This window comes from Streptacidiphilus sp. EB129 (genome assembly GCF_041262645.1).
GTDB lineage: Bacteria > Actinomycetota > Actinomycetes > Streptomycetales > Streptomycetaceae > Streptacidiphilus.
Genome location: NZ_JBGCCS010000050.1, coordinates 1 through 12799 on the forward strand (window position 1 = coordinate 1; position 12799 = coordinate 12799).

Consider the following 12799-nt stretch of genomic DNA (forward strand, 5'->3'; position numbering starts at 1 on the left):
CCCCACCCACCGGGACACTCCCGACCATGATCTGACGGCTCTTCCGCCGCACGGCGAGCGGCTTGAGCGGCGTGGACGGCATTCCGAGCGAGATCTCAGTCATGGGGCGGGACCGTGCCTTCCTGGTGTGCGGATTGCGGATCTGCTGCGCTGTTCCTGCTGGGCGGCGGCGCCATGGGCTGCGATGTCAGGGGCTGCGTCGTCGTGAACTGCGGCGTCGTGAACTGTGGCGTCGTGAACTGCGGCGTCGTGAACTGTGGCGCCTTGAGTTGGGACGGCGGGGACGGCTGCCAGGCGGCGAGGACCGGTGCGGCGGCGCGCAGCGCGCGCCAGGCCCGGAACCCGTGCAGCAGCAGGCCCGGACGCAGCAGTTCCTGCTCCGGGGTGTCGACCACGATGCGGACCGCCGCCGCCGGCATCCCGGCGGGCAGGGCGCGCAGGGCGGCGGAGGTCTCCATGTCGACCGCGAGCACACCCTCGGCGTGCAGTTCGGCGCGCCGGTCGCCGCGCACCACCCGGTCGGCGGTGAACAGCGGACCGGTGTGCACGGTGAGCCCGGACCCGCGCAGGGCCGCGACCAGCGCAGCGGTGTCCGGGAGTACCGCCGGCCCGCTCTCGGCATCGCGCACCTCCGTCGCAACGAAGGCGTCGCCGGGGCGTATTCCCGGCCCCACCGCAGCGCCGAAGCCCGCGAAGAGGAGCGCGCCGGGCACGCGCTCCCCCTGCGCCAGCGCGCTGCTGACGGCGCGCCGGGCACGGTCCTTCCCCATGCCGGTGCACACCAGCCGGGCACTCCCGGCACCCGCGCGCAGGGCAAACCTTTCGGCGCCCAGCGCGCAGGCGAGCAGCAGCGGCGCCGCCGCTGTCGCTCCGGAGGGCTCCGGGCTCATGTCAGCACGTCCTCCTCCGCCACCCTGTGGGGCTCCGGCCGTGCGGAGGGCTGCTTCACCGTGCGCGATCGCGTCACCGCGACCTCACCGACAGCCGCCGTCCGGTCAGCGACGGCAGCAGCCTGGGCGGCGCGGGCAGTTCCGCCGTACGCCAGGAGCCGCCGCGCCGCTTCTCCTTGGTGACCAGGACGCCACCCCCGAGTTCCGGGGTTCCGTGCAGGTAGCGGCCGAGCGCGGTGACCGGGAAGACCAGCCGGTAGAGGTTGTAGTTGATGGAGAAGTCCCACGGGAAGCCGGTGCCGGTGAACTCCGGCTCGTCCCAGGTGCCCTCCGGCAGCTGGGTGGCCGCGAGCCAGCGCACGCCCCGGTCGACGACCTCTCCGCTCTCCCCCGCGGAGAGCAGCGCCATCAGCGCCCAGGCGGTCTGCGAGGCGGTGGAGCTGCCCCGCCCGGCCCAGCTGCGGTCGCTGTAGGAGCGCATGTCCTCGCCCCAGCCGCCGTCGGCGTTCTGATGCTGCTCCAGCCAGCGCACCGCCCGGCGCACCGAGTCGTGCCCGGCCGGGATCCCGGCCGCGACCAGCGCCGGCACCACCGAGCCCACGCCGTAGATGTAGTTGGTGCCCCAGCGCCCGAACCAGGAGCCGTCCTCCTCCTGCTCGCGCAGCAGCCAGTCGATCCCCCGGCGCACCCGTGGGTCGTTGGCCTGGCCGTTGGCGGCCAGCATCTCCACCACATGCGCGGTGACGTCGGCGGACGGCGGGTCGACCACCTCGCCGAAGTCGCAGAACGGCAGCTTGTTGGGCAGGGTGCTGGTGTTGTCGACGTCGAAGGCCGCCCAGGCGCCGTTCTTGGACTGCATGCCCAGGGTCCAGCCGATGCCGCGCTCGACCGCCGCGTCGATCCGCCCCGGCTCGGGGTGCTTCACCCGGCGCAGCGCCAGCACCACCTCGGCGGTGTCGTCGATGTCCGGGTAGTTGTCGTTCTCGAACTCGAAGGCCCAGCCCCCGGCGGGCAGCTCCGGGCGCTGCACGGACCAGTCGCCCTTGCTGCTGATCTCCTCGTCCAGCATCCAGTCGGCGGCGGCGAGCAGCGCCGGATGGTCCTTGGGCAGGCCGGCGTCGGCCAGCGCCACCACGGCCAGGCAGGTGTCCCAGACCGGCGACTGGCAGGCCTCGATCCAGCGGTGGCCCTCGTCGGTGTGCACAGTGAAGCGGTCGAAGGCGGCCAGGCCGGCCTTCATCACCGGGTGGTCCAGCGGATAGCCCATCAGGTGCAGGGCGATCAGCGAGTACACCGCCGGCGGCTGGATGCCGCCCCAGCAGCCGTCGGCCTCCTGCCGGTCCACGATCCACCGGGACGCCTGCTGCAGCGCCAGTCGCCGGACCGACTTCACCGGCATCCGGTGGTACAGGTGCAGCACCCGGTCCAGGCGCTCGAAGAAGCCATCCCAGGTGTGCGGTGCGGCGAAGGGCACGCTCGGGTACGGGTCGGCCGGGTCGGCGTGCAGCTCGTCCAGGTCGAACGGGGCCTCGCGGACCGGCCGGTGCGCGGACACCACGGTGAGCGGGACGATGGTCTGCCGGGCCCAGCAGCCGAACGAGTAGATGTTCAGCGGGAAGCCGCGCGGCAGGAAGATGACCTCGGGCGGCAGCTCGGGCAGCCGGTCCCACGGCCACCAGCCGAACAGCGCCAGCCAGATCCGGGTGAACACCCGGCAGGCCGCGATGCCCCCCCGCTCCCGGACGTAGGCGGCGGCGCGGCGCATGTGCGGGGCCGCCGGGTCGTCCCCGGCGAGCTTCAGCGCGACATAGGCCTCGACCGTGGTGGACAGCTCCGGGGGGCCTCCGTAGAAGGTGGCCCAGGTGCCGTCCGGCTGCTGCTGGGAGCGGATCCAGTCGGCGGTGGCCGCGGTCTGCTCCTCGGTGCGGATCCCGAGGAACTGACGCAGCAGCAGGTCCTCGGCGTCCATGGTGACGTTGGTCTCCAGGTTGCCCTTCCACCAGCCGGCCTGGTCCTGCAGCGAGAGCAGGTGGTCGGTGGCCTTGGCCAGGGTCTGCTCGGCGAGCGTCCTGGTGTCCGGCGTCCTGGTGTCCGGCGTCTGGTTGTCCGGCGTCAGCCGCTCGTGGGCTGAGGCGGGGTTGTCCCCGTCCTCCGATGCTGCGGCCCCTGACGCGCTGTCCGACGCCCCCGCGTCGTCAGCTGCTTTCGCGGCGTCGAGGCCCTCCGCGGCCGGCTCTGCTTCGTACTGTGGGTCGAGCCGGCCGTCCGCGGTTGCTGTCATCCTGTCACCTCTCCCTGACCACGACGAATTCGGCGAGTGCGGCGAACTGCTCCCGTACTCCGGCGGGCATCGGCACCTCGTCCAGCGCCGCGAGCGCGGTCTTGTGCTGCCGACGGGCCTCGTCGGCGGTCCAGGCCCGACCACCCGCCTCTTCGATCAAAGCCGCGCGAGCGGCGAGTTGTTCCTCGTCCTCGTGTCCGCGCCCCTCCGGGTCGGCCAGCAGCTCGGCGAGCCGCAGCGAGGCCGGCCCGCCCTCGGCGAGCGCGGCGGACACCGGCAGCGACTTCTTGCGCTGGCGCAGGTCACCGAAGTTGGGCTTGCCGGTGACCTCGGTGGCGCCCCAGATGCCGAGCAGGTCGTCCACCGCTTGGAAGGCCAGGCCGAGGTGGTAGCCGTAGCGCTCCAGCGCGTCGGCGCCGGCGTCGTCCATGCCGGCCAGCACCGCGCCCACGGAGGCGGAGGCGGCCAGCAGGGCGCCGGTCTTGTTGCCCTCCATCTCCAGGCACTCGGCGACGGTGACCCGGTCGCGCTGCTCGAAGGCCAGGTCCTGGGCCTGACCGTCGATCAGCTTGCGGGTGGCCAGGGTGAGTCGCTGCACCGCCCGGCCGGCGTCCACGGCGCTGGCGCCGCCCTTGTCCGCGGCCTCCAGCAGCACCTCGTTGGCGAGCGCGAACATGGCGTCGCCGACCAGGATGGCCTGGGCCGGGCCGAAGACCGTCCACACCGTGGCACGGTGGCGGCGCTGCTCGTCGCCGTCCATCAGATCGTCGTGGAGCAGCGAGAAATTGTGCACCAGTTCGACCGCGACACCGCCGGGGATACCGATCTCGGCCGGCGCCCCCGCGGCGAGGGCCGAGATCAGGGCCAGCGCCGGGCGCACCGCCTTGCCGCTGTCGCCCTCGGTCGGCCGCCCCTCGGCGTCCGTCCAGCCGAAGTGGTATGCGGAGACCCGGTCCATCGGCGGCGCCAGTCGGCTGATGGCCTCCCGCATGACGGGAGTGCACAGGCTTCTGCCCCGTTCGAGCAGTGCCGGCACGTCCACGGGTCGCACCGCGGGCGCCTCTTCTGGGCTCGAGACCACGCTTGTTCCCTCTCCGATCTGGTCCGCACTCGCTTGCTGGGCTGCTGTCGCTGTCATAACCAACCTGTAGGTGAGTCCGTCAGTCAGGTCACGGGGTCGGCGTCGGCGCCGCTCCCGCTTCGGGCGCTTCCGCCGCCGCTCTCGCCGCGAGCGCCGCCGCGACCGCCGCCGGGGCGGCCGCCTGCTCGGCGGCCCGGGCGGCGGCGTTGCCGCTGCGCACGGCGCCCTCCATGGTCGCGGGCCACCCGGTAGCGGTCCACGCCCCGGCGAGGTACACGCCGGGGGTGAGCGTGACCGCGCCCGGGCGCAGTCGCGCGGATCCGGGCGCGGGCGCGAAGGTCGCGGTGCGCTCCCTGGTCACGAAGAACTCCGTCACCTGGGCCTCCCGGGCGGGGGGCAGCAGCCGTTCCAGCTCCGGCAGATAGCGCCTCCTCAGCTCGGCCACCGGAAGGTCGATCTCCGCCTGCGCCGCCGACTGCGACAGGGCCAGGTACTGGCCCGGGCCGCGCATTCCGGAGTGGCCGGTGCGGTCGAAGACCCACTGCACCGGGGAACCGAGCGCGGCGAGGAACGGGCGGTCGAGGACCTGACGGTCGTAGACGACATGGATGTTGAGGATCGGGGCGTAGTCCAGTTCCAGCAGGCGCTGGGGCTCCTCGATGCTGCCCGGGGGCAGCAGTTCGTATGCTGCGTCCTGCGGGACCGCGAGCACCAGGGCGTCGGCCGCCTCGATCAACTCGGTCCCGCCGTCCAGCCGTTCGCCCTCGACCTGCACGTCATGCTGCCCGGGGAGCCCGGCGGCGGTGGCCGCCACCCCGGTGACCCTGGAGCGCAGCAGCACGCGCACCCCGGCGCGTTCCAGCGCGGCGCGCGCCGCGTCGTCGTGCAGCACGCCCAGCGGGACCTTCGCGAAGCCGATGTCGGAGGCGCCCGGGTCGCTCAGCAGTCCGGTCTTGAAGACCATCGCCGCCAGCGCCAGCGAGGACTCGTCGGCGGTGGCGTTCAGGGTCGCCACGCCGACCAGGTCCCAGAGCGCGTTCACGGCGCGCTCGGACTGGCCGTGCGCCCGCAGCCAGTCGCCGAAGGACTGCTGGTCCAGCGCCGGGTCGTCCAGGTCCAGGCCGCGCAGCGCCAGCGCCGCCCGGCCGGTGGCCAGCCGTTCGCCGGTACTCAGGTGCGGGTACGTCGCCAGGCTCATGGCCAGGTGCAGCGGCACCGGCAGGCCCGCCCGCCGCAGCGCCCCGGTCCGGCCGCTGACCACGTCCCGCACCGGGACGTCGAGCCGGCGCTGGATCTCCACCTGGTCGGTCACCCCGAGCCGCTGCAGCAGCCCGCGGTAGGCCGTGCAGCAGCGCAGGAAGACATGCTGGCCGTTGTCGACCCACAGCTCCCCGCGCCGGAACGAGAAGGCCAGACCGCCCAGCCTCGGGCGGGCCTCGACCAGGGTGACCGCCGCGCCGGCGTCGGCCAGCCGCAGCGCGGCCGTGATCCCCGCGAGTCCCCCGCCGACGACCACCGCCGTCCGCCCGTTCATAGCCCTCTCCTCAGTCGTCCCGGCCGCACTCCGTGCGCGGCACTCCGTGTGGCTCCCCTGCGACCCAGTGCGACAAACGCCTCACCCCGGGTCACCGAAGCCTCGGGAAGGGTCAAGAAGCCCGTCCGGCGGCCAGCCCCGTGAGCGCCACGTAGGCCTTCTCCCACCCCGGCAGCGACACCCGTCCGCGCAGCACCGCCTCGGGCTCGCGCACGATCCGCTCCAGCAGCCGGTGGTAGATCCCGGCCATCGCCGCGACACAGGCGCGGCTGCGCCGGTCCAGCATCGGCAGCAGCAGCAGGCCCTCGTCGAAGTACTCCTGCGCCCTCCTGGCCTCGAACAGCACCAGTCCGGTGAAGTCCGCGCCGATCGCGGGACGGGCGGCGAAGCCCTGCTCACAGCCGAACCGCGCAAGGTCCTCGGCGGGCAGGTAGGTGCGGCCGTTGGCGGCGTCCTCGCGGACGTCCCGCAGGATGTTGGTGAGCTGCAGGCCCAGGCCCAGGGTGTCGGCGAACTCGGCCCCGCGCTTGGGGTCGGTGCAGCCGAACACGCCCAGCGAGAGCCGGCCGACGGTGCCGGCCACACAGCGGCAGTACACCCGCAACTGCTCGAAGGTCTCGTACTCCGCGCCGCGGACGTCCATCTCGACACCGTCGATCAGCTCGTCGAAGGCGTCCAGCGGGATCGGGAACCGGGCGGCGGCGTCGGCCAGGGCGACCTTCACCGGGTCGGTGTCCTCCGGCTCGACCGTGCCCTCGCGGATCTCGTCCAGCAGCGCCCTGGTCCGGGCCAGGTGCTCGGCCTTGCGCGGCTCGGGCCAGTCACCGTCGCCGATGTCGTCGATCCGGCGCGCCAGCGCGTAGATCGCGGACATGGCACGCCGCTTGGGCTCGGGCAGCAGCCTGATGCCGTAGGAGAAGTTGCGGGCCTGGGCGCCCGTCACCGCCTCGCAGTAGCGGTAGGCGGCCACCGCCTGCGGGGACGCCTGCGCGGATACGTGCAGGGAGATCTGTGGAGACCCCTCCATTCGCCGACTCACCTTCCTCTCACCAGCGTCGACGCCGCCTCACGCAGGAGGCGGCCCTTCCGGGGCTTGGGCGCCCCGGCCAGAACGTCGTTGTCCGCGGCCGCGACGGCGTCGAGGGCCGCGTAGCCGCCGGCCGCGAAACCGGCCAGCAGCAGCCGCAGCCGACCGCCGACCGTGCCCACCAGCGGGGCGCCCTCGTCCATGAGTCTGCGGGCGCGCTGCGCCTCGAACGCGACCAGGGCGCGCAGCGCGGGCCCCGCGTGCGGGGCGTCCAGGTCGGTCTCGGCGACCCGGAACCTGGTCAGGTCCTCGGTCGGCAGGTAGATCCGGCCCCGGGCCCGGTCCTCGGCGACGTCCTGCAGGTGCTCGATGACCTGCAGGGCGCTGCAGATCGCGTCGGAACGCCGCAGCCGCTCCGGGGTGGCCAGCCCGGCGAGCTGCAGCACCAGCCGGCCGACCGGGTTGGCGGAGAGTTCGCAGTAGCCCATCAGGTCGTCGAAGGTGGCGTAGCGGACGGTCCGCTGGTCCACCCGGTTCGCCTCGATCAGCGCGCGGAAGGGTTCGGGGGTGAGGCCGTGGGCGTCGACCACCGGGCAGAGCGCGGCCATCAGCGGATGCCGCGGAGGCTCCGCGCCGGGGGTGCCCAGCACGGTCTCGAACACCCGGTCGAGATCCGCCTCCAGGGCGTCCAGCAGTCCGAGCCGGAAGCCGGTCTCGTCCGCGGCGGCGGTGCCGGCGGACACCTCGCCGGCGGAAGCCTCGCCGGTGGCGGCCGGGGGCGCGCCGAGCAGCTCCGCCGTGGCGGCGGGGTCGGCCAGGTCACCGTCACCGGCGTCGTCCACCAGCCGGGCGAAGCCGTAGACGGCCATCAGCCCGGTACGCATCGCGGGGGGCATGAAGAACGGGGCGACAGGGAAGTTCTCCTTGTCCGCCTTGCCGAGTACGGCGCTGGGCTCTTCCTCGCTCACAGCCTGCCGACGTACTGTCATGACCGCCACCCCCCCGTTCTACACCGATCTTGACGACCTGCCCACAGCGGACACGCCAAGCACCACCGCCCCGGCGGCACCGATCCTGTCAGCCTCCCACTCGGATCGCCCCTCCGCCCGCCGGGATCTCAAGGATCTTGCTCATAGCTTAGGGGGCGGCTGTGACAAACCGCCGCCGGGGTGGCGGCGGCGGGATGTCAGAACGTCAGGTCCGCGTCAGATCCGGTCCGGAATCCGACGCCGGGGCGGCACGAGCTGCCGGACTGTCGGCGCCGCGGACTACTTGCGGTTCTTCATGTAGTCCTCGTACTCCTTGATGATCTCGTCGGTGGGCCCGTCGGCGCGGATCAGACCGGCTTCCAGCCAGATCGTCCGGTCGCAGGTGTCCCGGATCGAGTTGTTGTTGTGCGAGACCAGGAAGACCGTTCCGGCGGAGGCCCGCAACTCCTTGATCCGCTTCTCGCTGCGGCGCTGGAACGCCACGTCACCGGTGGCCAGGGCCTCGTCGATGAGCAGCACGTCATGGGTCTTGGCGGCGGCGATGGAGAACCGCAGCCGAGCCGCCATACCGGAGGAGTAGGTGCGCATCGGCAGCGAGATGAAGTCCCCGCGCTCGTTGATCCCGGAGAAGTCCACGATGTCCTGGTACTTCTCCCGCACCTCCTCCTTGGACATGCCCATCGCCAGGCAGCCCAGCACCACGTTGCGCTCACCGGTCAGGTCGTTCATCATCGCCGCGCCGACACCCAGCAGCGAGGGCTGCCCGTCGGTGTAGATCGCGCCGGACGCCGTCGGCAGCAGACCCGCCACCGCGGAGAGCGTGGTGGACTTGCCCGAGCCGTTGGAGCCGATCAGACCGACCGCCTCGCCCTTGTAGGCGGTGAAGGTGATGCCCTTGACCGCGTGCACCTCGGAGAGCACCGGGGACGCCTTGCGCCGCACGATGCGGGACAGCGCCGAGGTCGCCGACCCCTTGCCCGCACCCGCCCCGTACACCTTGTAGATGATGTGCACGTCGTCGACGATCACGGTCGGCACCCGGCCCGAAGGCGCGGCCTCCGGCTCGGTCGCCACGTTCGCATCGCTTGTCACAGTTTCAGCCACGGCCGTACTCCTCCTCGTCCCTCCAGAAGAACACGTACCCGCCCAGGCCGACCAGCCCGGCCCAGAAGGCGGTGATCAGCCACACGTGCTGGGGCAGAGCACTGGCATGGACCGAGGTCATCAGAGAGAAGCGCATCAGGTCGTTGAAGATCAGGGCCGGGTTGAGCTGCAGCAGGATGCCGACCCAGTGCGGCGCCTTGGCCGAGAAGGTGCTGACGCTCCAGAACACGCCCGACAGGTACATCCAGGTCCGGATGATGAACGGCATCAGCTGGGCCATGTCGGTGGTCTTCGCGCCGATCCGGGCCATGAACAGGGCCAGTCCGGAGTTGAAGACCGACTGCAGCAGCAGGGTCGGGATGATCAGCAGCCAGCGCAGCGTCAGCGGCTCACCGGTGATCAGCACGATCACGCCGAGCACGCCCATGGAGAACAGCAACTGCTGCAGCTGGATCACCGTGAAGGCGATCGGCAGGCAGGCACGCGGGAAGTGCAGCGCGCGGATCAGCCCCAGGTTGTCCGCGATCGACCGGGTTCCTGCCAGCACCGCGGACTGGGTGAACTGGAACACGAACACACCGGTGCACAGATAGGCGATGAAGTTGGGGATGCCGCGGTTGGTACCCAGCAGCAGCCCGAAGATCAGGTAGAAGACGGCGGCGTTCAGCAGCGGCGTCATCACCTGCCAGATCTGCCCCAGCTTCGCCGCCGTGTACATGGCAGTGAGGCGAGCCGTGGCATACGACACGATGAAGTGCCGCCGCCCCCACAAGAGGTGGGTGTACTCGACCAGCCCCGGCCGTGCGCCACTGACCGTCAATCCGTACTTCGCCGCCAGTTCGGCGGGACTCAGCCCCTCATCGGAGCCCAGTCCGACGGCACCTGCCGTCCGCTGCTCGTACACCGTGGACACGCTACTCCCAAGCTTTCGCCCCGACCGTCACGCCGGAACGGTATCGTCTCGACGTGGTGAATGAAAACTAAGGGGTCTGACGTGAGAACGCAACCGTTTCGTCGTGACGCTACACTGCTGGCATGCTGACCGGGGATCCCAAGCAGGCCGAGGCGCTGAAGACGCTGAAACGCGCCCCCGCGGGGGCAGCGGTGCTGCGCGACGACGTGACGGACGCCATTCGCGCGGCGGTCTTCGAGGAGCTCGCCGCCACCGGCTACGGCCGGCTGTCCATCGAGGCGGTGGCCCGCCGGGCCGGTGTCGGCAAGACCGCCGTCTACCGGCGCTGGCGCTCCAAGCTCCCCATGGTCATCGACGTGGTCTCCGAGGTCGCCTCGCTGGGCCTGGCACTCCCGGACACCGGGTCGCTCCAGAACGACCTGCGGATGTTCGTCCATGTCGTGGCCCGGGTGCTGCGCCATCCGCTGGCCGCCCAGATCGTCCCCGACCTGCTCGCCGAGGCCGCCCGCAACCCCGAGATCGCCGAGACGCTGGCCACCGCGCTGCGCGAGGCCCAGCGGGACAGCAGCGCCGCGCTGGTACGCAAGGCCGTCGAGCGCGGCGAGCTGCCGGCCGACGTGGATCACGACCTCGCCCTCGACCTGATCGCCGGACCCCTCTACTGGCGCCTCGCGGTGGTCCGCACCCCGCTGTCGCGCGACTACCTCGACCGGCTCGCCGGAGCCACGGCCGCGGCGCTGACCGCGAGCTGCGGCCGTCCCGCCTGATTCGACTATCCCGAGCCCTCCGGGAGGGAGCAGCGATGCCGACGTCCCCCGTACCCCGGCTGATCCTCGGCCTGCCCATGCTGCGCGGGGAGTTCCCCGGCTTCGACTCCGCTGCCGCCCCGGCCGAGCCCTTCGCGCTGTTCCTGGCCTGGCTGGCCGAGGCGGTCGCCACCGGGGTGCGCGAACCGCACGCGATGACGCTGGCCACGGTCGACCCCGAGGGCTGCCCGGACCTGCGCGTGGTCGCCCTGCGGGACGCCGGGGAGGGCGGCTGGACCTTCGCCACCGGCGCCCACAGCGCCAAGGCCCTGCAGCTCGCCGCACAGCCGCAGGGCGCACTCGGCTTCCACTGGCGCGAGCAGGGCCGGCAGATCCGGCTGCGCGGCCCGGTGCGTCGTGAGGACGCGGCGACGGCCGCCGTCGACTTCCTGGCCCGGCCACCGGCCTCCCGGGCCGCCTCGCTGATGGGGCACCAGAGCGAACCGCTGGCCGACCGGGCCCTGCTGCCGGCGGCCTTCGCCGCGGCCGAGGCCCGGATCGCCGAGGAGCCGGAGCTGGTCGACCCCGAGCACGCGCTGTTCACCCTGCGGCCGGAGTCCGTCGAGTTCTGGCAGGGCGACCCCGGCCGGGGCCACACCCGGCTGCTCTACCGGCGCACCCCGACCGCCTGGACCCGCACCCTGCTGTGGCCCTGAACGGCACGGCCCTGAACAGCACGGCCCTGAACGCCCGAACCTCGAACGCTCCCCGAGGAACGCTCCTCAGTGGTGGAAGGCCGAGGGCGCCTCGTCCCGACGGTGCAGCGGGCCCGGCTGGGCCTCCAGCTCCGGGAGCAGCCGGGCGATGTCGGAGATCAGCAGGTCGGCGAGGTCCGCCGAGAAGCCGTTGCGGCAGACGATCCGCGCCGCCGCGAGGTCGGTGCGGTTCTCCGGGAAGGTGTAGGCCGGGACCAGCCAGCCGCGCTCCCGCAGCCTCCGCGACACGTCGAAGACGTCGAACGCGGTGACCTCGTCCTTGGTGGTGAAGGCGAAGACCGGAAGCTCGTCGCCCCGGCTGAGCAGCCGGAACGGGCCCATCGCGGCGATCCGGGCGGACAGCGACACCGCCACGTCCCGGCTGGCCTGCTGCACCGCGCGGAAGCCGTCCCGGCCCAGCCGCAGGAAGGTGTAGTACTGCGCCACCACCTCCGCGCCGGGGCGGGAGAAGTTGAGCGCGAAGGTCGGCATGTCACCGCCCAGGTAGTTGACCCGGAACACCAGCTCCTCCGGCAGCGCCTCGCGGTCCCGCCACAGCGCCCAGCCCACGCCGGGGTAGACCAGCCCGAACTTGTGCCCGGAGGTGTTGATGGAGGCGACCCGGGGCTGACGGAAGTCCCACTCCAGGTCCTCGTCCAGGAAGGGTGCGATCATGGCGCCGGACGCGCCGTCGACGTGCACCGGAATGTCCAGGCCGGTGCGCTCCTGCAGCTCGTCCAGGCCCGCGCAGATCTCCGCCACCGGCTCGTAGGAACCGTCGAAGGTGGAACCGAGGATCGCCACCACCCCGATGGTGTCCTGGTCGCACCGGGCCACCGCGGTCTCCGCGTCCAGGTGGTAGCGCTCGCCCTCCATCGGGACGGTACGGGCCTCCACCTCCCAGAAGTTGCAGAACTTCTCCCAGCAGACCTGGACGTTGTCTCCCATCACCAGGTTGGGACGGTGGCCGGCCGCGTAGCGCTCCGGGTTGCGGCGCATCCAGCGGCGCTTCAGCGCCATCCCGGCCAGCATGCAGGCCTCGCTGGAGCCGGTGGTGGAACAGCCGATGGCGTGCTCCGGGTCCGGGGCGTGCCACAGGTCGGCGAGGACCGCGACGCAGCGCCGCTCCAGCTCGGCGGTCTGCGGGTACTCGTCCTTGTCGATCATGTTCTTGTCCACGCACTCGGCCATCAGCTGCGTGGCCTGGGGTTCCATCCAGGTGGTCACGAAGGTGGCCAGGTTGAGCCGAGCGTTGCCGTCGAGCATCAGCTCGTCGTGGATCAGCTGGTAAGCGGTGTCGGCGAGCATCGGCCCGTCCGGAAGCCGGTGCCTGGGCAGGTCGGCGGCCATCCCCGGAACGGGGTTGGCCGCGCCCAGGAACGGGTTGACCGCCAGCACCTTCTTGTTCTTGTCATGGTTCTGGCCCGGGTGCAGTGGCATGGGTTTTGCCCTTCCTCGACGTCGGCGTCCTGGCACCAT

Annotated in this window: 11 protein-coding genes; 2 read left to right on the forward strand and 9 right to left on the reverse strand. The window is 72.1% G+C overall.

Going from position 1 to position 12799, the window contains the following annotated elements; translation table 11 throughout:
- Positions 1-95: 95 nt before the first annotated feature.
- The 8 genes from ABH925_RS33995 to ABH925_RS34030 all read right to left on the reverse strand — a co-directional run bounded on the left by ABH925_RS33995 (position 96) and on the right by ABH925_RS34030 (position 9810).
- Positions 96-890, reverse strand: a complete 795-nt coding sequence (locus ABH925_RS33995) for a 1-hydroxy-2-methyl-2-butenyl 4-diphosphate reductase (RefSeq protein ID WP_370154584.1) — start codon at positions 888-890, stop codon at positions 96-98.
- Positions 891-963: 73 nt separating this feature from the next.
- Positions 964-3171, reverse strand: a complete 2208-nt coding sequence (shc, locus tag ABH925_RS34000; protein ID WP_370154586.1) for a squalene--hopene cyclase — start codon at positions 3169-3171, stop codon at positions 964-966.
- Positions 3172-3175: 4 nt separating this feature from the next.
- Entirely contained in the window at positions 3176-4309 is a 1134-nt protein-coding gene (locus ABH925_RS34005; protein WP_370154589.1) for a polyprenyl synthetase family protein, read from the reverse strand.
- A gap of 31 nt (positions 4310-4340) precedes the next feature.
- Positions 4341-5786, reverse strand: coding sequence for a hydroxysqualene dehydroxylase HpnE (gene hpnE / locus ABH925_RS34010; protein ID WP_370154592.1), 1446 nt, complete (start codon positions 5784-5786; stop codon positions 4341-4343).
- A gap of 112 nt (positions 5787-5898) precedes the next feature.
- Positions 5899-6813, reverse strand: coding sequence for a presqualene diphosphate synthase HpnD (gene hpnD, locus ABH925_RS34015; protein WP_370154595.1), 915 nt, complete (start codon positions 6811-6813; stop codon positions 5899-5901).
- An 8-nt stretch (positions 6814-6821) separates the two neighbouring features.
- Positions 6822-7802, reverse strand: coding sequence for a squalene synthase HpnC (gene hpnC / locus ABH925_RS34020; protein ID WP_370154598.1), 981 nt, complete (start codon positions 7800-7802; stop codon positions 6822-6824).
- 279 nt (positions 7803-8081) lie between these two features.
- A complete protein-coding gene (locus ABH925_RS34025) occupies positions 8082-8906 on the reverse strand; it encodes an ABC transporter ATP-binding protein (protein WP_370154600.1) in 825 nt (274 codons plus the stop codon).
- Positions 8899-9810: an ABC transporter permease gene (locus ABH925_RS34030; protein WP_370154671.1), complete on the reverse strand. Its 912-nt coding sequence runs from the start codon at positions 9808-9810 to the stop codon at positions 8899-8901. Before ABH925_RS34030 ends, ABH925_RS34025 begins: the two co-directional genes overlap by 8 nt.
- A 131-nt stretch (positions 9811-9941) precedes the next feature.
- Between ABH925_RS34030 and ABH925_RS34035 the strand changes: the two genes are divergently transcribed.
- Positions 9942-10586 (forward strand): TetR/AcrR family transcriptional regulator, encoded by a 645-nt coding sequence (locus tag ABH925_RS34035; RefSeq protein WP_370154602.1) that lies wholly within the window; start codon positions 9942-9944, stop codon positions 10584-10586.
- Positions 10587-10621: 35 nt separating this feature from the next.
- A complete protein-coding gene (locus ABH925_RS34040) occupies positions 10622-11281 on the forward strand; it encodes a pyridoxal 5'-phosphate synthase (RefSeq protein ID WP_370154604.1) in 660 nt (219 codons plus the stop codon).
- A gap of 66 nt (positions 11282-11347) precedes the next feature.
- Here the strand turns inward: ABH925_RS34040 and ABH925_RS34045 are convergent, their stop codons facing one another.
- Complete coding sequence (locus ABH925_RS34045) at positions 11348-12760, reverse strand: glutamate decarboxylase (protein ID WP_370154607.1); 1413 nt, start codon at positions 12758-12760, stop codon at positions 11348-11350.
- Positions 12761-12799 lie beyond the last annotated feature (39 nt).